Here is a 19,531-nt window from a genome sequence, read left to right on the forward strand (position 1 = left end):
ACGTCATCGCCCGCAAAACCGACGACACAACTGGAAGCAAAACTACCCAACTGGTTAAACTATGCCGCCGCGGCTCAAGGAGCCTGACTGAAGATCACGGGGACATCACAGTGGCCGCTCGACCACCCAAGCATTCGCGACTCACTCCGCGCTGGCCAGCGTTGCGCCGCCTCTTCGGCAAGATATCGGCCGGGCCTGACCGTCACTGCGCGAATGCGCGGGTAATTCACGACTACTTTCACCACAAGGCCTGTTCTCAGGGCTACACCCTCAGCCATAGCCAGCAACGGGTCATCGACTGCATGGCGCAGCACGCATCAAAACTGTTGGGTACGCCAGGCAAGACACTGCCCGGGCTTTACCTGCACGGCGCCGTCGGCCGTGGCAAAAGCTGGCTGCTCGACGGGTTCTTCCAGGCGATCCCCCTTGCCCAGAAGCAGCGCCTGCACTTCCACGGTTTTTTTGCCCGTCTGCACGAGGGCATGTTCAGCCATCGCAACGAACCGGATGCGCTGGCGACCACGCTGGATGAGTTACTGAGCGATTGTCGGGTGCTGTGTTTCGACGAGTTTCACGTCCACGACATCGGCGATGCGATGCTCATCACGCGACTGTTCAAGGCGCTGTTCCACAGGGGGATCCTGCTGCTGCTCACCTCCAATTACCCGCCTGAAGGCCTGCTGCCCAACCCGCTTTACCATGCGCGCTTCAAGCCCGTGATCGACCTGATCAATGCGCGCATGCACGTCATGGAAGTCGGCGGGCCCCACGACTATCGCAGCCAGGCCAGAACCCATGCGCACCAGCTGTTCACCCAGGGCCGATACGTCTGGCCCGCCACACTGGCGCAACGCCAGGCATCGAACCTGCCGGCGCCGAACGGACCGGCCATTGCCCTGGCCGTCGGCACTCGCCATCTATCGGCCCGCTTCTGCAAAGGACGCGCCGTCGGTTTTACTTTCAGCGACCTGTGCGACCACCCCACAGCGGTCATGGATTACCTGGAGCTGTGTCGCCGCTTCGATCACTGGATCATCGACGAACTGCCCGACCTCGCCGACTGCTCGATTGCCGCGCAGCAGCGATTCATCAACCTGGTCGACGTCTTGTATGACCAGGACAAGCACCTGACATTGCTGGGCCAGCGCTCACTGCGCGAAAGCCTGGGCGGTGACGCTATAGACCTGGCGCGCACGCGTAGTCGGTTGGGGCAATTGGTGGAGGTAAGGGAGGGGGTTTGAGTTGGGGCAACTTGCTGCGGGGTTGAAGAAAAAGATCGCAGCCTGCGGTAGCTCCTGAGCCTCTACCAACGTTGGTCCATGCCGGGTCGAGGCTTGTTGTGGGAGATTGTTTTCTATCCGTTGCTGCGGTAACGCCCACTTATGGTTTCGCTCTTACAGCGACTTCCTTTTTCAAACGCCAAAAAGGAAGCAAAAGGCTTTGCCCCACCACTCGGTGCCTCGCCTAGGCTCGGCATGCCCTCACTCCGGCATTGCTCCGTGGGTCGCCGCGATGGGCCATCCATGGCCCAGCGCGGCTAAACCGGCGTCCTGCCGGTTTACCCACTGCGCAATGCCTGCGTTCGGCCATCGTGGTTAACGGGGCACCCAGATCAAAATCAACAGCGAGGCGGCCTTAAAGCCGACCTGACTTTTTGCTGCCGTACCAGATCCCCTGTAGGAGCGAGCCTGCTGGCAATGGACGTCAACGATAACGCGCCCTGTCTGGATGAACGCGTTGCCTGGAAGTCCATCGCGAGCAGGCTCGCTCCTACAGGGGGATCGCAGACAGGCCTGCAATCAGGTCGGCTTTAAGGCCGCCTCGCTTTGGCTGTTGCTTTGGCTTTTGATTTTCTTGCCCCCTCGAGAGGCCGAGTGGAGGTTCTGCGCAGTGGGTAAACCGGCATGGATGCCGGTTTAGCCGCGCTGGGCCATGGCTGGCCCATCGCGGCGACCCACGGAGCAGGACCGGAGCGAGGGTATGGCGAGCCTTAGCGAGCCACCGAACGTCAGGGGCAGGAGCCCTTGGTTACTTAGGGCCGGGCGGCGTTCCGTTTTTCCAAGTGACTCGCTGTAAGAGCGAAACCATAAGCGGCCGTTACCGCAGGAATGGATATGTACGCAGTCAACAAAACATAGGTCGGCCTTCTCCGGCAAGCCTGGCTCCTACAGGGTTGTTTTTTCAGTCGCCGCGAGGGCGCAAATCAACCCGCCAGGCCGACAAACATATCCTGCACGTCGTCATGGTTATCGAGCCCTTCAAGGAACGCTTCGACCTCAGCCATCTGCTCGTCGCTCAGGCCGCTGACCGGGTTCTTCGGCTGGTAGCCCAACTTGGCCGACAACACGGTGAAACCTTGCTCAGGCAGGGCTTTTTGTACCGCGTCCAGGTCCGTAGGTTCGGTCAGGAACAGCGTCGCGCCGTCTTCGCCCGGTTCGAAATCCTGGGCACCGGCTTCGATGGCAGCCATTTCCGGATCGGCGTCCGGAGTGTCCGGCGAGGCCTCGATCATGCCCACGTGGTTGAAGTCCCAAGCCACCGAACCGGAAGCGCCCAGTTGGCCCTTGCGAAAAGCAACGCGGATTTCAGCGACGGTACGGTTGATGTTGTCCGTTACGCACTCGACGATCAGCGGCACCTGGTGTGGCGCGAAGCCTTCATAGGTCACGCGATGGTATTGCACGGTTTCGCCCAGCAGACCGGCGCCTTTCTTGATGGCGCGATCCAGGGTTTCCTTTGGCATCGAAGCTTTCTTGGCCTGTTCGACCACCAGACGCAGGTGTGCGTTGGTGGCGGTATCGGCACCGTTGCGCGCAGCAATGGTGATTTCCTTCACCAGTTTGCCGAAGATCTTGCCCTTGGCGTTGGCTGCCGCTTCTTTGTGTTTAACCTTCCACTGTGCGCCCATTACTCACTCTCTTGTCTATGGCGCCGAAACATCTATTGGCCGACGCATGGCGCCAAGTTTATACGGCCTAAAGTTGGCAATCGACCAAAAAATCTCAGGCTCATCCAAGGATCGGCATCTTTACCGATGGTTGTAGGGCAATTCTGAAATTTCGATTGGCGATGTCCACAAGGCATGCGGGTTTCGTACTCTCTGTGGCCGTACTCCATGGTAGAAGCGCGTCAGATGCACAACGACAAGGAAAGTCCCTATACCCTGACACTCCTCGACGACCACCTGAGTTTGCAAGTAGTGCAGTTCAGTGGCCACGAGGCCCTCAACCAACCCTATCGATTCAATATCGAAGTGATTGGCCTGGCACCGGCCCTCAACCTTGAACGGCTGCTGCAACAATCGGCGTTGCTCGACCTTGGGCAAGGCCAGGGCATTCATGGCGTATTGCACAGCGCCAGCTGCGAACACCGGGGGCAAGGACGGGTGAGCTATAAACTGGTCCTGGTGCCGGCCCTTCAAGCGCTGGATCGATACCCATCGCGGCGGATCTTCCAGCACCTCAGCGTGCCGATGATCCTGCGCCAGCTGCTGGAGGAACATGACCTGCCCGCCGACAGCTATCGCCTGGAGCTGGCAGACGGGCAGTATCCCCTGCGGCCTTTTTGCATTCAGTACGAGGAAACCGACTTGGCCTTGCTGCAGCGCCTGTGCGAGGAGGAAGGCATTCACTATCACTTCGAACACCGGCGTGACAGTCATGTACTGGTGTTGGCCGACGACAACATGAGCTTTCCCCAGGAGCCGCTGCTGATGCCTTTCCAGGGCGATGAACCGGGCGATGGCGCTACGCCTGTGATCAGCGAGTTGTTCCAGCGCCATGACTCACAAGCCGTTTACCCACGAGTGGCGGCGAAAAATCGTGGAACTGCGGTCGATGAAGGTGCGGCCAATCACGCTTTTTCCCACACCTTCGCACCCGGCCCTTCCCAGGAGCAACGTCATCGAGATCAACTCGAGCGCCGCGATCTGCAGCGTATGCGTTGCCAGCAATTGCAGCTGCATGGAAAAAGCAATCAAGGCCTGTTACGCAGCGCACGCATCGTGCAGATAGCCGAGCATCCCGTGCCGGGGTTCAACGACCAATGGCTGGTCTTTCAGGCGCGGCATCAGGGCCAGCAGGGTTCGATCCTGTCTCAGGACAGCATTGTCCGGCGCTATCAAAATCAGTTCACGGCGATTCCCTGGTCGACGGTATTTCGCCCACCCCTGGACCAGGCCAGGCCGCGCATCCCTGGCTTCCAGCCCGCCCGGGTCCATGGCCTGCCCGGGCAGCGCGCAAAACAGGATGATCAAGGCCGCCTGCTGGCGACTTTGTGGCCAGGCACGGAGGTCGATCCCAAGGCGAGCAGCGGCCTCTGGCTGCCTGTCGCACTGACAATGTCCCCTACCCACGGGGAACCGAGCCAGCTGCCAATGGCCGGCAGCGACGGTTGGGTCAGTTTTCTCGACAGCGACCCCGACCGCCCGGTGCTCTGCGCCAGCGGTGGGCAGCTGCGCAGCCCACCAGCGGTACGCACCGACACCCGCCACAGCGACACCCGCCTGCTGCTCGACTGGCTGATCAATCGCACCGACCCCGAGTGACCGTTCAGGTGCGCAGGGGTTTTATGGTGATCGCCTGATTGGGCACGCGGGCCTTGTGGCTACCTTGGCCCGCGGGGCGGCTGTTCCAGTGCGGGATGAGTACCACGGCAGAGAACAACGCGCAGCCGGCAAAGACGATGAAGACGGTCACGGTGTCGAAGTAGCCTGGTAGCAACCCACCGAGAATCGCCCCGACCGAACCGCAACCGTTGACGAAACCCGCCGCCGTGGCACCCGCCTTGGCGGTGCCGAAGTCGATGGCGGCCGCACCGCTGATCATCGAGTCAGGTCCGTAGAGCGTCAGGCCCATGACGAACAGCAGGGCCACCACCAGCACCACGCTACCGCTGTGCAGCGCGCCCATGAAAAACCCCAGGGACACGGTCAATGCCAACAGGCTCAGCACGCAGGCCGGCATGCGCCGGGCGCCGAAGAGTTTGTCCGAGGCCAGGCCGAGCATGATCGGCCCGAGCAAGCCGGCCAGTTCGAACGCGGTAGGAATGATCGCCGCGCCGACTTTGCCCACCGAGGGCATCTGTTCGAAAACGATCACCGGGCCCCAGAGCAGAATCGCGTAGCGCGCCGGCTTGAGCATGAAATACGCCAACCCCAGCACCAGCACCGTGCGGTTGCGCAGAATGTCCTTCAACGGCTCCCACAGGCTGATCTTGCTTTGGGCATGGGCCTCCTCGACGGTCAGCTCAGGCTCTGGCTCAACCGCCGGCAAGCCGACGTCTTGCGGTGTATTGCGTTGGAAAATAAAAAACAGCACGGCGACCAGCCCAACCACCGCCGCACTGGAAATGAACGCCGCATGCCAGCTGCCGATCAGCGTATAGGCCCACCAACCCGCAAACGGCGAGGCCACCAGGCCGCCGAAGGCGTAGCAGGAACTCCACAGTCCCAGCACTTGCCCGCGCTGTTGGGCGGGAAAGAAACTGCCAAGGTTCTTGCACAACCCCGACCAACCGGTGGACTGCGCCAGGCCCTGGATCAGCATGCAGGTGGCGAAGATCGGCAAGGTGGCGAAACTGCCCATCACCAGTGCCGCTGCGGCGGAAATCAGCAACCCACCCAGCACCACCACCCGCGGCCCGAAGCGGTCCGCCAGGATGCCCCAGGTGAATTGGCCGATGGCGTAGGCGGTCAGGTAGATCGCGTCGAGGTTGGCCATGGCCATCTTGTCGAGCATGAAGGTCGGGTCTTCGGCGATGCCGAGCTTGGCCACGGAAAATGCTTTGCGGGTGAAGTAGAAAGCGGCGTAGGCAAGCCAGGTGATCGCGAAGATCTGCACGCGCCAACGTTTGAGGGTGCCGATATGCTGGTTCATTGTGGTTCTGACCTCAGGGTATGAGTGTGCCGGCAGATCTGAAAGAAAACGCCTGTGTTCTTATTGTTGAGCACTGCGAAATCACCTTGTCCCTGTGGGCGATTCCGGTCAGATGAGTCCTGTGTCTTGCACGCAAGGGCTCATGGCATCCGCGCTGCTCGACCGAGCAGTCACGGAACCTGAGATGAATAGAAACAATTACTGATTAATAAGTGAAATCGCTTTATCGTATTTCCAAAATAAGCGCAGCTTGTTACTGGAGATTCCCATGTCGGTTTCCCACGCCCAACTCAAAGCCTTCCATGCCGTGGCCGTGCATGGCAACTTCACCAAAGCCGCCGAACGGTTGTTTCTCACCCAGCCAGCGATTTCCGACCAGGTGCGCAAACTCGAAGAACGTTACGGTGTTTTGCTGTTCCACCGCAACAAACGCTCGGTACGCCTCACCGACCTGGGCGAGCGCTTGTTGAGCGTCACCCAGAAACTGTTCGTGATCGAAGCCGAGGCCCAGGAATTGTTGCAGGACTCCCAGGCATTGCAGACCGGAAGCCTGATTCTGGCGGTGGATGCGCCGGTGCATGTACTGCCACAGATCGCGCGCTTCTGCGAACGCTACCCCGGCATCAGCGTGAAGATCGAAACCGGCAACACCGATGAGTCGCTGTTCCGATTGTTCAATTACCAGGCCGACCTGGCGTTGCTCGGTCGCGAGGTGAGCGACGAACGATTGATCTCGCTGCCGCTGCGCAATGACCCGATGGTGGCATTCGTGTCGCGCAATCACCCGTGGGCGGATCGCCAATCCATCACCCTCGCGGACCTGGACGACACGCCGCTGGTATTGCGCGAAATCGGTTCGGTGACCCGCCAGACCCTGGAAGAAGAAATGGCCGGCGCCGGGTTCCGCATTCGTCCGGCGATCCAGGTCGAAGGTCGGGAAGCCGCCCGTGAGGCGGTGGTGGTGGGAATCGGGATTGGCGTGGTCTCGGCGGCTGAATTCGGCGCCGACTCACGGGTATGCGCGTTGCCGATCACCGATTGCAAACGGCGGTTGACGGAAACGCTGGTGTGCTTGCGCGAACAGAGCTCGCGGCGGATTGTGGCGACTTTCCTGGAGATGGTTCGCGAAAGTCTGGTGTAGGCAGGCCAGGCCCCTTCGCGAGCAGGCTCGCTCCCACAAGGGATTTTTGTCGCACACAAAACCACTGTGGGAGCGAGCCTGCTCGCGAAGGCAGACGACTCGGTCTACCTGGAAGGCGCCAAGCCGAAAAACGCCTGGATCAAACGCAAGTCCCGCCGCCGCTCCATGCACCCCATCATGTGCCGATTGACCAACCCCTCCCCGATGATCGGCACCGCCGCCACCCGCGGGTCATGGCTGACCTCCACCGACGACACCACGCCCACCCCCAACTCGGCAGCGACCGCCTCGGTCACCGCTTCGCGGCTGTCCAGCTCCAGCAACACCCGCGGATTGACCTTCGCCTGTACGCAGGCGTCATCGAAGGTACGCCGGGTGATCGAACTCGGTTCACGCAACACCATGATCACCTGGTCCAGATCCTTGAGCGGTACGCCTTTGGTGCGCCGCGCCCAGGGATGCCCCTCGGGTACCAGCGCGCATATCCGTGATTCGCTCAGGGCCTGCAAGTGCAGGCCCTTGCGCGGTTCGACCTCGGTCAATACCGCCACGTCGGCATGCTCGGACAACAGCGCCGCCAGAGTTTCCTGGGCATTGCCCAAGCGCAGGTTCACGGTGATCCCCGGATAACGCGCACGCAGGCTCGCGAGCATCGGCATGACCATGTGCGGACCGTCCGCCGCCACTTCCAGGCGCCCGGTCAGTAACTGCCGGTTGGCCTCCAGCATCGCTTGCGCTTCTTCGGCCAGACCGAACATCGCCCGGGTGATCGCCGCCAGGCGGGTGCCCTCCTCCGTCAGCTCCACACGTCGCGCGGTGCGGCGCAACAAGGTGATCTGGTAGTGCTCCTCCAGCGCCTTGATGTGGCCGGTGACCGCCGGCTGGCTGATGAACAGTCGAGCAGCGGCGCGAGTGAAGCTGCCCTCACGGGCCACGGCATCGAAGGCACGGAGCTGAAACAGGTTCATGAATAAGTCTCACTGATGGCTAGCATAACAACAAACAATTTGATTGATAGCTCGGCAAATTGCAATTTAAGCCCCGTAGCTTGATCCCATCGATTGCGAGGACACGAGAATGAGTACTGCCGCCCCCATCCTGCTCACCCCCGGCCCGTTGACGACGTCGGCCCGCACCCGCCAGGCGATGATGGTTGACTGGGGTTCATGGGATGACCGTTTCAACCAACTGACCGCCAGCCTGTGCGAACAACTGCTGGCGATCATCAACGGCGCGGCCAGCCACCACTGTGTGCCCCTGCAAGGCAGCGGCACCTTCGCCGTCGAAGCCGCGATCGGCACACTGGTGCCACGCGACGGCAAGATCCTGGTGCTGATCAACGGAGCCTACGGCAAGCGCCTGGCGAAGATCTGCGAAGTACTGGGCCGCTCGTTCAGTACGTTCGAAACCGCCGAAGACGAACCGACCACCGCTGCCGACGTCGACCGCCTGCTGCGGGCCGACGATGGCATCACCCACGTTGCCCTGATTCACTGCGAAACCAGCACCGGCATCCTCAATCCGCTGCCGGAAATCGCCCAGGTGGTCGCGCAACACGGCAAGCGCCTGATCATCGATGCCATGAGCTCCTTCGGCGCGCTGCCGGTGGACGCGCAACAGGTGCCGTTCGATGCGCTGATCGCCGCTTCCGGCAAATGCCTGGAAGGCGTGCCGGGCATGGGGTTCGTTTTCGCCCGCAAAGAATCCCTGGCCAACGCCGCCGGCAACTCGCACTCCCTGGCGATGGACCTGCACGACCAGCACACCTACATGACCAAGACCGGGCAATGGCGCTTCACCCCGCCGACCCACGTGGTCGCGGCGCTGCACGAAGCCCTGCTGCAATACAACGAAGAAGGTGGCCTGCCAGCCCGGCACCAGCGCTACGCCGCGAACTGCCAGGCCCTGATGGAAGAGATGGCCGCGCTCGGCCTGCGCAGCTTCCTGCCGGCCGCCATCCAGGCGCCGATCATCGCGACCTTCCATGCACCGAAAGACCCGCGTTATCAGTTCAAGGCGTTCTACGAACGGGTCAAGGCCAAGGGATACATCCTCTACCCCGGCAAGCTGACCCAGGTCGAGACGTTCCGCGTCGGGTGTATCGGCCATGTGCAACCTTCGGAAATGCGCGAAGCGGTGGCGGCGATTGCCGAAGTGCTGCGCGAGATGGAAGTACTCGAAATCTAACCCCCACCACTTTCCCCTGTGGGAGCGAGCCTGCTCGCGAAGACGGTCGGACATTCAACATCAATTTCGACTGATCCAGAGCTTTCGCGAGCAGGCTCGCTCCCACAAAAAGCAGCTCTCCATTTAGCCAGTTGCCACAGGACTTGATCACCATGAACTACACCACCCCAACCAAACTGCAAGCCGCCATCCTCGACTGGGCCGGCACCGTGGTCGACTTCGGCTCGTTCGCGCCCACGCAGATTTTCGTCGAGGCCTTCGCCGAGTTCGACGTCCAGGTCTCCATCGAAGAAGCCCGTGGCCCGATGGGCATGGGCAAGTGGGACCACATCCGCACCCTGTGCGATCAGCCGCAAGTCGCCGAGCGCTATCGCAAGGTGTTCGGCCGTACGCCGACCGACGATGACGTCACCGCCATCTACCAGCGTTTCATGCCACTGCAGATCGAGAAAATCGCCGAACACTCGGCGCTGATTCCCGGCGCCCTGGACACCATCGCCAACCTGCGCCAACAGGGGATCAAGATTGGCTCCTGCTCGGGCTATCCGAAACAGGTTATGGATAAAGTCGTCGAACTGGCCGCCACCAACAGCTACGTGGCCGACCACGTGGTCGCCACCGACGAAGTGCCGAACGGCCGTCCATGGCCAGCTCAGGCATTGGCCAACGTGATCGCCCTGGGCATCGACGATGTCGCCGCTTGCGTGAAGATCGACGACACCGTACCGGGCATTCTCGAAGGCCGTCGTGCCGGCATGTGGACCGTGGCGCTGATCTGTTCGGGCAACGCGCTGGGGCTGGACTATGAAGGTTATCGCGCCCTGGACAGCGACACACTGGACAGCGAACGCAAGCGCATCCACGCCTTGTTCGAAGGTTCGCGCCCGCACTACATGATCGACACCATCACCGACTTGCCGGAAGTGATTGCCGACATCAACAAGCGCTTGGCCAAAGGCGAGATGCCGCAAAGTAACTGACTCACCGCCCCCCTTTGTAGGAGCTGCCGCAGGCTGCGATCTTTTGATCTTAAAAAGTCAAAAGATCGCAGCCTGCGGCAGCTCCTACAGAGCATTCAGCGTCAAATAGCCTCAGGCAAACCCGGTGAAACAGGATTACAGTTAACGGTGGTTACACCCCCCCTGTGAGGAACACCGTATGCCGTGGAAAAATTCCGACTCGCGCTACAGCACCGTTTCGATCGCGCTGCATTGGTTGATGCTGGTCCTGCTGGCATTGGTTTACGCCTGCATCGAGCTGCGCGGCCTTTTTCCCAAGGGTAGCGGTGGTCGAACGCTGATCGTGGAGTCGCACTTCATGCTTGGCCTGACCGTATTCGTGCTGGTCTGGCTACGCTTGTTCGCCCGCAGCCTCGGCCCGGCACCGCAGATCTTCCCAGCCTCGCCCCAATGGCAAACCATGCTGGCCAGATTGATGCACTGGGCGCTGTACATCTTTATGATCGTCATGCCCATACTGGGTTGGCTGGTCACCAGTGCCAAAGGTAACCAGGTGATGTTCTACGGCTTCGACCTGCCCCTTTTGATCGCGCAGGACAAGGACCTGGCCAAGCAGATCGAGGGCTGGCACGAACTCGGTGGCACCATCGGCTACTGGCTGATCGGCCTGCACGCCGTCGCCGGGCTGTATCATCACTATGTGGTGGGCGATAACACCTTGTTGCGGATGATGCCCAAGCGGGTGAACAGGGACACTTGAGATCACCCGTATCAGGCTTGTGGATTGAAACCCCGCAGGCCTTGCAAGCCGCCCGTGTGAATAAAGATCAGCCGCGTACCCGGGGCAAACTTCCCCGCCTCGACCTGCTGCCTGAGCGCCAGCAATGCCTTGCCGGTGTACAGCGGTTCCAGGGCAATGCCGCTGGCTTGTTCGGTGCGCGCGATGAATTCGAGTAACGGCGGGTCGACCTTGGCAAAGCCTCCACGGCTGGCGTCGAACAGTTCATAAGACGAATGATTCACGCCCGCCTCCTCCACAATCTTTGCGACCTGCTGTGCCACGCCATGATCACCGGGCACCGCCAGGGCGCCATAGACCGGGTGCTCTCCCGCCTCGGCTAGGACCAGGCCCGCCAAGGTCGTGCCGGTTCCGCAGGCCAGCCACCAACCGTCGTAGCCGCTCCAGCCCAGTGCGTCCAGTTGCCGACAGGCCAATGCCTTGAGTTGCACGCAACCCTGTGCCCCCGGCAACCCGCCGCCGCCTTCCGGGACCGCAAGCAGATCGGGATACTGCGCCAGCCATGGCTCCCAGAAACCCGCTTCATGCCGCGCCCGATAACCGCCATAACCGAGCCAGTGCAGTTGCATGCCGAACGCCTGCAAATCATCCACCGTCGGCGTTTGCTGAGCGTGTCCGCGCAACAGGCCGACCGTGGCGAAACCGAAACGCTTGCCGGCAGCGCCCAGCGCATGCAGGTGATTGGAATGCGCGCCGCCGAGGCTGATGATGCCTTTGGCGCCGCACTGGTCAGCGGCTTTGAGATGTTCGGTGAGTTTGAACCATTTGTTGCCGCTGATCAGTGGGTCGATCTGGTCCAGGCGCAGGATGGCGACTTCGATGTCGGCGGTTTTGAGCCAGTCAAGATGGAGGGACTCGAAGGGGGCTTGGGGTAGCCAGTTGGAAGCAGAAGAAAACATTGGCGCCTGATTGAGCTCATGAAGAGTCAGCATTCTAATCGCTCATAAGCAGCTATCGCGAGCAGGCTCGCTCCCACAAGGGTTCTCTGAACGACACAGATCCAATGTGGGAGCGAGCCTGCTCGCGAAGGCCATTGGCACGCGGGGCCTGCGAATTACAACTCGGCCGCCAACCGCGATCCCTGATTGATCGCCCGCTTGGCATCCAGCTCCGCCGCGACATCCGCGCCGCCGATCAGATGCACGTTCTGCCCCGCCGCCACCAGGCCGTCCTGCAACTCGCGCAACGGGTCCTGCCCGGCGCAGATCACGATATTGTCCACCGCCAGCACCTGCGGTTCACCGGTTTCGCCAATGCGGATATGCAGGCCTTCGTCGTCGATCTTCAGGTACTCGACGCTGTTGAGCATCTGCACTTTCTTGTTCTTCAATCCGGTGCGATGAATCCAGCCAGTGGTCTTGCCGAGGCCGTCGCCGACCTTGGATTTCTTGCGTTGCAGCAGGAACACTTCGCGGGCCGGGGCATGGGGGGCCGCCTTGATCCCGGCGACACCGCCGCGTGCTTCAAGGTGCGTATCGATGCCCCACTCCTTCCAGAACTCATCGCGATTCAGGCTGGTGGCCTGGCCCTGGTGAACCAGGTACTCCGAGACGTCGAAACCGATACCGCCGGCACCGATCACTGCAACACGCTTGCCCACCGGTTTGCGCTCAAGCAGCACGTCCAGGTAGCTCAGCACCTTGGCATTGTCCACGCCCTCAATCGCCGGCAACCGCGGCGCAATGCCGGTGGCCAGGATGATCTCGTCGTAGCCGCCCTCGACCAGCTTTGCCACATCGACACGGGTGTTCAGGCACACCTCGACGTTGGTGGTCTGCAGCTTGCGACCGAAATAACGCAAGGTCTCGAAGAATTCTTCCTTGCCCGGCACGCGTTTGGCGACGTTGAACTGACCGCCGATTTCGCTGGCCGAATCGAACAGCGTCACCGCATGGCCACGCTCGGCCGCCACGGTCGCGGCAGACAAGCCGGCAGGCCCGGCACCGACCACGGCGATTTTCTTGACCTGCTGCACCGGCACATAGTTGAGTTCGGTTTCGTGGCAGGCACGCGGGTTGACCAGGCAACTGGTCAACTTGCCGCCGAAGGTGTGGTCCAGGCACGCCTGGTTGCAACCGATGCAGGTGTTGATTTCATCGGCGCGACCTTCAGCGGCCTTGTTGACGAAGTCCGGGTCGGCCAGGAACGGCCGCGCCATGGAAACCATGTCGGCATCGCCCTCGGCGAGGATCTGCTCGGCGACTTCCGGGGTGTTGATGCGGTTGGTGGTGATCAGCGGAATGCTCACCGAGCCACGCAGCTTGGCCGTGACCTTGCTGAAGGCCGCGCGCGGCACTTTGGTGGCGATGGTTGGAATCCGCGCTTCGTGCCAGCCGATACCGGTGTTGATGAGCGTCGCACCGGCCTGCTCGATGGCCTTGGCCAACAGCACGATTTCATCCCAGCTGCTGCCGCCTTCGACCAGGTCGAGCATCGACAAGCGGAAAATAATGATGAAGTTCGGGCCAACCGCCTCGCGTACGCGACGGACGATTTCCACCGGCAGGCGCATGCGGTTTTCGTAGCTGCCACCCCAACGGTCGGTGCGGTGGTTGGTGTGGGCGGCAAGGAACTGGTTAATGAAATAACCTTCCGAGCCCATGATCTCGACACCGTCGTACTCGGCCTGCTGGGCCAGCGTCGAGCAGGTGACGAAATCGCTGATCTGCTTCTCGATGCCTTCCTCGTCCAGCTCTTTAGGCTTGAACGGGTTGATCGGCGCCTGAATGGCGCTTGGCGCGACCTGTTTCGGGCTGTAGGCATAACGACCGGCGTGGAGGATCTGCATGCAGATCTTGCCGCCCGCCTCATGAACCGCGCGGGTGACGATGCGGTGCTTGAGCGCTTCTTCCTCGGTGGTCAGCTTGGCTGCACCGGAATACACACCACCCTCGTCGTTCGGGCCGATACCGCCAGTGACCATCAGGCCGACACCGCCACGGGCACGCTCGGCGAAGTACGCCGCCATGCGCTCGAAACCGCCGGGCTTTTCCTCAAGGCCGGTGTGCATCGAACCCATCAGGGTGCGGTTGCGCAACGTGGTGAATCCCAGGTCCAGCGGGGCCAACAGGTGCGGGTAATGAGCGGCGGTCATCGGTAACTCCACAGCGAGCGATCACGGAAAAAAGCGGAAGCTCTACGGCCCCCGTCAGTCATGTTCGACAGACTAAGAGCCGCACCGCCAGCACTCAATGACCGAAAGTGACAACTTAATGATCGAAATGTGCAGCCAAGTTCAAGCTGGCGCTCCCAACAACTGACTCAACACCGCTCGCAACTTGCCGGGTTTCACCGGTTTGTTCAGCAGCGGCGCTTCGAGCCGTTGCAATGCGCGCCGGCACTGGTCCGTGCGATCCGCGGTGATAATCACCGCAGGAATCAGCTGGTTGTAATGCTCGCGCAGATGCCTGACCACATCACACCCCACCACGCCGTGGTCAAGGTGATAGTCCGCGAGGATCAGTTCCGGGGCCTGGCCGGCCAGGGCTGCCAGCGCCGAGGCTTCATCGGTGGCCGTGACGACGTCGCAGCCCCACTGCCCGAGCAACGCGCCCATGCTCTGCAAGATGCTGACTTCATTGTCCAGCACCAGCAAGCGCCGGCCCGGCAATGGATTGCCCGTGCCTGATTGAGGCGCCGTGAGGCTGATGGGCAACGGCACTTCACGGGAGATCGGCACCTCAATGCTGAACATCGAACCCCGGCCGGGCAGTGAATGCACCTGGATCCGGTAGTTGAGGATCTTCGCGATGCGCTCGACGATCGCCAGCCCCAACCCCACGCCCTTGCGGTCGGCAGCGCGGCCGACGTCCAGTTGATTGAATTCGAGGAAGATCGAATCGAGACGATCGGCCGGAATTCCGCGTCCGGTGTCCCACACTTCCAGGCGCAGCTTGTCGCCCCGGCGCCTTGCCGCCAGCAGGATGCTGCCTTCGTCGGTGTAGCGGCAGGCATTACTGAGGAAGTTTCGCAGGATCCGGGTCATCAGGCGCAGGTCCGTGCAAATGGCGTAGTCGCCCATGTGCACCCGTAAACGCAGCCCGGCGGCCTCGGCCACGGACTGGAACTCCGAGACCAGGGGCCCAAGCAACTCGTCGAGGCGGTATAGCGCGACATCCGGCTTGACCGCCGCTTGATCGAGCCTTGAGATATCCAGCAAATCGGTGAGCAGATCCTCGGCGCCTTCCAGTGCCTGGTGAGTGCGTTCGACCAGCACCTGCTCGACTTCGGGCAGCTTGCGCTCACGCAAGGTGGAGATCAGCAACCGTGCGGCGTTGAGGGGTTGCAGCAGGTCGTGACTGGCGGCAGCGAGGTATTTGTCCTTGCTGTGATTGGCGGCCTCCGCGGCGTCACGGGCGTCGCGCAAGGCCTTGGCGATCTGCTTACGCTGGGTGATTTGTTGTTGCAGGTTGCGGTTGGCTTCCAACAGCTCATCGGTGCGCGCGGTTACGCGCTGCTCCAGTTCATCGTTGAGTTGCTGCAGGCGTTGCTGGGCGAGTTTGCGCTCGGTGATGTCGGCGACGAATCCTTCCACCAGCCCTTCCTGACCGGGCTTGAGCAACAGGTTCATCAGCACGTCGAGATGGCTGCCATCCTTGCGCCGCAACTGGGTTTCATAGCCGTGCAAGCTGCCCTGGTGGGTGAGGATTTCGCCAATGTTTTCCAGCTCCTGCACACCGCCGACAAACAGATTGCTCGCCAGGTCCGCCAGGGAAAACAGCACCTCCTGCGGGTCTTGATAGCCAAGCATGCGCGCCATCGCCGGGTTGGCGGCGCGCATGCCGTCTTGCAGGCTGGCCTGGAAAATCCCGTGGACCGCGTTTTCGAACAACCATTTGTAGCGATTGCGCTCGGCTTCCAGTTCATCCAGGCGCGCCGCCAGCTCCGGGTAATGGCTCTTGCGCGCCGAATGATTGCCTAATCCGAGCAGGCCGGCCAATGCCCGTTGTTGCTCGTCAGAGGGCTTCGCCATAGACGACCTCGACATCACGCTGGCTGGATTCACGCGGGTTGGTGAGGATGCACGGGTCATCCATGGCGTGCTGCGACAGGAACGGAATGTCGGAGGTCCTGACCCCGTGCAAACCGAGGGTTTCGTGGAAACCGATGGCGTGTTTCAGGGCAATCAGGTGCTCCACCAGGCGCCCGCAGATCTGCCGGTGATTGAGGCCCCGGCAGTCGATGCCGAACGTCTCGGCGATGACCTTGAAGCGGTCCGGCGCCGAGTCGTAGTTGAACGCCACGACGTGTTCCACCAGCACCGCGTTGCACAGGCCATGGGGCAGGTCGAGAAAGCCACCGAGACTGTGCGACATGGCATGCACCGCGCCGAGGATCGCGTTGGAGAACGCCAACCCGGCCTGCATGCTGCCGAGCATGATTTTCTCGCGCAGGGCGATGTCCGTCGGGTTGGCGATCATCTGCACCAGGTTGCCGTTGATCAGGCGCATCGCTTCCAGCGCATGGGGATCGGTCAGAGGCCCGTGCCCGGTGGAGACGAAGGCTTCGATGGCATGCACCAGCGCGTCGATACCGGTACAAGCCGAGAGGAACGGGTCCATGCTCAGGGTGGTTTCGGGGTCGATCAGCGACACATCCGGCACCACTGCCTTGCTGACGATGGAGAACTTCATGCGCTCCTGCTGATTGGAAATGATCACGAATTGCGAGACGTCGGCCGAGGTGCCGGCCGTGGTCGGAATCAGGATCAGCGGCGGGCTCGGTACGCGGATGGTGTCCACGCCTTCGAACTCGAGGATGCTGCGGCCATGGGCGACGACTATACCGATGCCTTTACCGCAATCCATCGGGCTGCCACCGCCGACGGCGACGATCACATCGCAGTGATTTTCCCGGTACATCTCGGCACCGAGCATCACCTCTTCAACACGCGGGTTGGGAGAGACGGCGCTGTAAAGGCAATATTCGATGCCCAGGGCTTGCAGGCTGGCTTCGACATCCGCCACCCAACCGGCGGCAATCACCCCCGGGTCGCTGACCACCAGCACCTTGCGCGCGCCAAAGGTCTTGGCGTAGTTGCCGACGTTGTGCCGGCAGCCGGCACCGAAGATGATTTCAGGCGAAACGAATTTACGCAGCTGACTGAGACTCTGGCTCATTGGAAAGCCTGTTTTTTATTGTTTTGGAAGGTAAGGTCCACACTAACCCATCCAGTGGTGAATGCAATCAGACCAATGGCTGGATTCACCGCAGATCCCTTGTAGGAGCGAGCATGCTCCGGGCGGCGTTCCGACGATGGTCGTCAACGATCACGCTGGGAACCTGACACCCCACGGCGCACTCTGGTTCTTCGCGAGCAGGCTCGCTCCTACAGGGGATTTATGTCGCTTGGGTCAGCCGCGGTAGATCAGGCGGGAAGCCTTCTCATTGCGCAACGTCAGGTGCTCCATGCCTAGCCCTGGCGCATCTGCTTCCTCGCGGGCCTTGAGGATCACCCCGTGATGAGGCGACTTGCTGCACACCGGGTCGGCGTTCTCGGCATCGCCCGTCAACATGAACGCCTGGCACCGGCACCCACCCAAATCCTTGTGTTTTTCATCGCAGGAACGGCAGGGTTCCTTCATCCACTCATGGCCGCGAAAACGGTTGAAGCCAAACGAATCGTTCCAGATGTGCTCGATGCTGTGCTCACGCACATTGGGAAACTGCACCGGCAATTGCCGGGCGCTGTGACAAGGCAACGCCGTGCCGTCCGGGGTGATGTCGAGAAACAGGTTGGCCCAGCCATTCATGCAGGTTTTCGGGCGCTCTTCGTAGTAATCCGGGGTGACGAATATCAATTTGCACGGATGGCCCTGCGCCTCGAGGCGCTCGCGATACTCGTTAGTGATGCGCTCGGCGCGTTGCAATTGCTCGCGCGTCGGCAACAGGCCGACGCGGTTGAGCTCGGCCCAGCCATAGAACTGGCAGGTGGCCAATTCGACGAAATCCGCTTCCAGTTCCAGGCACAAATCAATGATCCGGGCGATGTCATCGATGTTGTGTCGATGGGTGACGAAGTTCAGCACCATCGGATAGCCCTGGGCTTTCACGGCCCGGGCCATCGCCAGTTTCTGCGCGAACGCCTTGCGCGAGCCGGCGAGCATGTTGTTCACCGCTTCGTCGGCGGCCTGGAAACTGATCTGGATGTGATCGAGCCCGGCGACCTTGAAGTCCCGCACCTTCTGCTCGGTCAGGCCGATGCCCGAGGTGATCAGGTTAGTGTAGTAACCCATGTCCCGCGCGGCCTTGATCAACTCGGCCAGGTCTTGCCTTACCAGTGGTTCGCCACCGGAAAAGCCCAGTTGCGCGGCGCCCATGTCCCGCGCCTCACGGAATACCCGGATCCATTCCTGCGTGTCCAGTTCCTCGCCGTGCCGGGCGAAATCCAATGGATTGGAGCAATACGGACACTGCAACGGACAACGGTAGGTCAGCTCCGCCAACAGCCACAACGGCGGCCCCGGTAGCGCGTCACTCGATCCAGAATTGCGCATGGGCCACCTCCAGGAAGGCCAGTACGTCCTCGTCGATCCCCGGCACGTCAGGAAAACTCGCCGTCAGCCGATCGATGATCGCCGCGACGCTGCGCTGGCCGTCCACCAGATCGAGAATCTGCCCGGCACTGGCGTTGAGTTTGATCATGCCTTCGGGGTACAGCAGCACATGACAGTCCTGGCGCGGTTCCCATTGCAGGCGAAAGCCCCGGCGCAATGAGGGTGACTGCTTGCGATCGATCAGGCTCACAGGACAATCCCCCGGTGCCAGACGTTGTCCCGTGTGACGGTGTGATACGGCGGACGCTCCAGCTCATAGGCCATGCTCATGGCATCGAGCATGCTCCACAACACGTCGAGCTTGAATTGCAGGATCTGCAGCATGCGTTGCTGGGCCTCGAGGGTGACGTAATGTGCCAGGGTGATGCGCAAGCCATGCTCTACATCGCGCCGGGCCTGGCTCAGCCGTGTGCGGAAGTAGTCGTAGCCGGCGGAATCGATCCACGGGTAATGGGTCGGCCAGGCATCGAGTCGCGATTGATGGATCTGCGGTGCGAACAGCTCGGTCAGCGAACTGCTGGCCGCTTCCTGCCAACAGGCACGACGGGCGAAATTGACGTAGGCATCCACGGCGAAACGTACGCCGGGCAGCACCAACTCCTGTGACAGGATCTGCTCGCGATCGAGCCCCACCGCCTCGCCCAGGCGCAGCCAGGCCTCGATGCCGCCTTCGCTGCCGGGCACGCCATCATGATCGAGGATGCGTTGCAGCCATTCGCGGCGCACTTCACGGTCGGGACAGTTGGCCAGGATCGCGGCGTCCTTGAGCGGGATGTTGACCTGGTAGTAAAAGCGATTGGCGACCCAACCCTGGATCTGTTCGCGAGTGGCGCGGCCGGCGTACATCGCTTGATGGAATGGGTGGTGGATGTGGTAGTAGGCGCCTTTGGCACGCAGGGCCTGCTCAAATTCGGTGGGGGTCATGGGTGTATCGGTCATTGCGGGTCTCCGGGGAATCTTCGGTGTCTGATCTGGACACTTCGCGAGCAGGCTCGCTCCCACAGTGGATTGCG

At 61.5% G+C, this 19,531-nt stretch carries 16 protein-coding genes; 6 read left to right on the forward strand and 10 right to left on the reverse strand.

What is annotated here, in order from left to right:
* Positions 1–110 precede the first annotated feature (110 nt).
* A complete protein-coding gene (gene zapE, locus PSUM_RS09120; RefSeq protein WP_083349390.1) occupies positions 111–1,241 on the forward strand; it encodes a cell division protein ZapE in 1,131 nt (376 codons plus the stop codon).
* 962 nt (positions 1,242–2,203) lie between these two features.
* Here the strand turns inward: zapE and PSUM_RS09125 are convergent.
* Complete coding sequence (locus PSUM_RS09125) at positions 2,204–2,908, reverse strand: YebC/PmpR family DNA-binding transcriptional regulator (protein WP_008063883.1); 705 nt, start codon at positions 2,906–2,908, stop codon at positions 2,204–2,206.
* Between the two features lie 225 nt (positions 2,909–3,133).
* On the opposite strand from PSUM_RS09125, the gene PSUM_RS09130 reads away from it, so the two are divergent.
* Positions 3,134–4,546 (forward strand): type VI secretion system Vgr family protein, encoded by a 1,413-nt coding sequence (locus PSUM_RS09130; RefSeq protein ID WP_083350172.1) that lies wholly within the window; start codon positions 3,134–3,136, stop codon positions 4,544–4,546.
* A 4-nt stretch (positions 4,547–4,550) separates the two neighbouring features.
* On the opposite strand, the gene PSUM_RS09135 is transcribed toward PSUM_RS09130, so the two are convergent.
* The gene (locus PSUM_RS09135) at positions 4,551–5,876 is read right to left on the reverse strand and encodes an MFS transporter (protein WP_083349391.1); all 1,326 of its coding nucleotides are present in this window, start codon (positions 5,874–5,876) and stop codon (positions 4,551–4,553) included.
* Positions 5,877–6,144: 268 nt separating this feature from the next.
* Between PSUM_RS09135 and PSUM_RS09140 the strand changes: the two genes are divergently transcribed.
* Positions 6,145–7,017, forward strand: a complete 873-nt coding sequence (locus PSUM_RS09140) for a LysR family transcriptional regulator (RefSeq protein ID WP_020800256.1) — start codon at positions 6,145–6,147, stop codon at positions 7,015–7,017.
* Between the two features lie 104 nt (positions 7,018–7,121).
* Here PSUM_RS09140 and PSUM_RS09145 read toward each other — a convergent pair whose 3' ends face one another.
* Positions 7,122–7,985, reverse strand: coding sequence for a LysR substrate-binding domain-containing protein (locus PSUM_RS09145; RefSeq protein ID WP_020800255.1), 864 nt, complete (start codon positions 7,983–7,985; stop codon positions 7,122–7,124).
* A 109-nt stretch (positions 7,986–8,094) separates the two neighbouring features.
* Here PSUM_RS09145 and PSUM_RS09150 point away from each other — a divergent pair, with 109 nt between their 5' ends.
* The 3 genes from PSUM_RS09150 (at position 8,095) to PSUM_RS09160 (ending at position 10,923) form a co-directional block, all read left to right on the forward strand.
* On the forward strand, positions 8,095–9,204 hold the full coding sequence (locus tag PSUM_RS09150; RefSeq protein WP_020800254.1) for a 2-aminoethylphosphonate--pyruvate transaminase: 1,110 nt from the start codon (positions 8,095–8,097) through the stop codon (positions 9,202–9,204).
* A gap of 152 nt (positions 9,205–9,356) precedes the next feature.
* Positions 9,357–10,184, forward strand: coding sequence for a phosphonoacetaldehyde hydrolase (gene phnX, locus PSUM_RS09155; RefSeq protein WP_083349392.1), 828 nt, complete (start codon positions 9,357–9,359; stop codon positions 10,182–10,184).
* 178 nt (positions 10,185–10,362) lie between these two features.
* Positions 10,363–10,923: a cytochrome b gene (locus tag PSUM_RS09160; RefSeq protein ID WP_020800251.1), complete on the forward strand. Its 561-nt coding sequence runs from the start codon at positions 10,363–10,365 to the stop codon at positions 10,921–10,923.
* 11 nt (positions 10,924–10,934) lie between these two features.
* Here PSUM_RS09160 and PSUM_RS09165 read toward each other — a convergent pair whose 3' ends face one another.
* The 7 genes from PSUM_RS09165 to pqqC all read right to left on the reverse strand — a co-directional run bounded on the left by PSUM_RS09165 (position 10,935) and on the right by pqqC (position 19,457).
* The gene (locus PSUM_RS09165) at positions 10,935–11,894 is read right to left on the reverse strand and encodes a 1-aminocyclopropane-1-carboxylate deaminase/D-cysteine desulfhydrase (RefSeq protein ID WP_414896139.1); all 960 of its coding nucleotides are present in this window, start codon (positions 11,892–11,894) and stop codon (positions 10,935–10,937) included.
* A gap of 122 nt (positions 11,895–12,016) precedes the next feature.
* On the reverse strand, positions 12,017–14,056 hold the full coding sequence (locus PSUM_RS09170) for an NADPH-dependent 2,4-dienoyl-CoA reductase (RefSeq protein WP_083349393.1): 2,040 nt from the start codon (positions 14,054–14,056) through the stop codon (positions 12,017–12,019).
* Positions 14,057–14,197: 141 nt separating this feature from the next.
* Complete coding sequence (locus PSUM_RS09175; protein WP_033043196.1) at positions 14,198–15,934, reverse strand: PAS domain-containing hybrid sensor histidine kinase/response regulator; 1,737 nt, start codon at positions 15,932–15,934, stop codon at positions 14,198–14,200.
* The gene (gene ercA, locus PSUM_RS09180) at positions 15,918–17,081 is read right to left on the reverse strand and encodes an alcohol dehydrogenase-like regulatory protein ErcA (RefSeq protein WP_020800247.1); all 1,164 of its coding nucleotides are present in this window, start codon (positions 17,079–17,081) and stop codon (positions 15,918–15,920) included. The genes PSUM_RS09175 and ercA overlap by 17 nt, the downstream gene beginning before the upstream one ends.
* 234 nt (positions 17,082–17,315) lie before the next feature.
* Positions 17,316–18,458, reverse strand: coding sequence for a pyrroloquinoline quinone biosynthesis protein PqqE (pqqE, locus tag PSUM_RS09190; RefSeq protein ID WP_083349394.1), 1,143 nt, complete (start codon positions 18,456–18,458; stop codon positions 17,316–17,318).
* The gene (gene pqqD / locus PSUM_RS09195) at positions 18,436–18,708 is read right to left on the reverse strand and encodes a pyrroloquinoline quinone biosynthesis peptide chaperone PqqD (RefSeq protein WP_020800245.1); all 273 of its coding nucleotides are present in this window, start codon (positions 18,706–18,708) and stop codon (positions 18,436–18,438) included. The genes pqqE and pqqD overlap by 23 nt, the downstream gene beginning before the upstream one ends.
* A complete protein-coding gene (pqqC, locus tag PSUM_RS09200) occupies positions 18,705–19,457 on the reverse strand; it encodes a pyrroloquinoline-quinone synthase PqqC (protein ID WP_033041441.1) in 753 nt (250 codons plus the stop codon). Before pqqC ends, pqqD begins: the two co-directional genes overlap by 4 nt.
* Between the last annotated feature and the right edge of the window lie 74 nt (positions 19,458–19,531).

Source organism: Pseudomonas umsongensis (assembly GCF_002236105.1).
GTDB lineage: Bacteria > Pseudomonadota > Gammaproteobacteria > Pseudomonadales > Pseudomonadaceae > Aquipseudomonas > Aquipseudomonas umsongensis.

Excerpts from the sequence above, each read along its gene's own strand:
- PSUM_RS09125 (WP_008063883.1), bottom strand. The coding sequence starts at position 2,908 with ATGGGCGCACAGTGGAAGGTTAAACACAAAGAAGCGGCAGCCAACGCC.
- PSUM_RS09130 (WP_083350172.1), top strand. The coding sequence starts at position 3,134 with ATGCACAACGACAAGGAAAGTCCCTATACCCTGACACTCCTCGACGAC.
- PSUM_RS09135 (WP_083349391.1), bottom strand. The coding sequence starts at position 5,876 with ATGAACCAGCATATCGGCACCCTCAAACGTTGGCGCGTGCAGATCTTC.
- PSUM_RS09140 (WP_020800256.1), top strand. The coding sequence starts at position 6,145 with ATGTCGGTTTCCCACGCCCAACTCAAAGCCTTCCATGCCGTGGCCGTG.
- PSUM_RS09145 (WP_020800255.1), bottom strand. The coding sequence starts at position 7,985 with ATGAACCTGTTTCAGCTCCGTGCCTTCGATGCCGTGGCCCGTGAGGGC.
- PSUM_RS09150 (WP_020800254.1), top strand. The coding sequence starts at position 8,095 with ATGAGTACTGCCGCCCCCATCCTGCTCACCCCCGGCCCGTTGACGACG.
- phnX (WP_083349392.1), top strand. The coding sequence starts at position 9,357 with ATGAACTACACCACCCCAACCAAACTGCAAGCCGCCATCCTCGACTGG.
- PSUM_RS09160 (WP_020800251.1), top strand. The coding sequence starts at position 10,363 with ATGCCGTGGAAAAATTCCGACTCGCGCTACAGCACCGTTTCGATCGCG.
- PSUM_RS09165 (WP_414896139.1), bottom strand. The coding sequence starts at position 11,894 with ATGCTGACTCTTCATGAGCTCAATCAGGCGCCAATGTTTTCTTCTGCT.
- PSUM_RS09170 (WP_083349393.1), bottom strand. The coding sequence starts at position 14,056 with ATGACCGCCGCTCATTACCCGCACCTGTTGGCCCCGCTGGACCTGGGA.
- PSUM_RS09175 (WP_033043196.1), bottom strand. The coding sequence starts at position 15,934 with ATGGCGAAGCCCTCTGACGAGCAACAACGGGCATTGGCCGGCCTGCTC.
- ercA (WP_020800247.1), bottom strand. The coding sequence starts at position 17,081 with ATGAGCCAGAGTCTCAGTCAGCTGCGTAAATTCGTTTCGCCTGAAATC.
- pqqE (WP_083349394.1), bottom strand. The coding sequence starts at position 18,458 with ATGCGCAATTCTGGATCGAGTGACGCGCTACCGGGGCCGCCGTTGTGG.
- pqqC (WP_033041441.1), bottom strand. The coding sequence starts at position 19,457 with ATGACCGATACACCCATGACCCCCACCGAATTTGAGCAGGCCCTGCGT.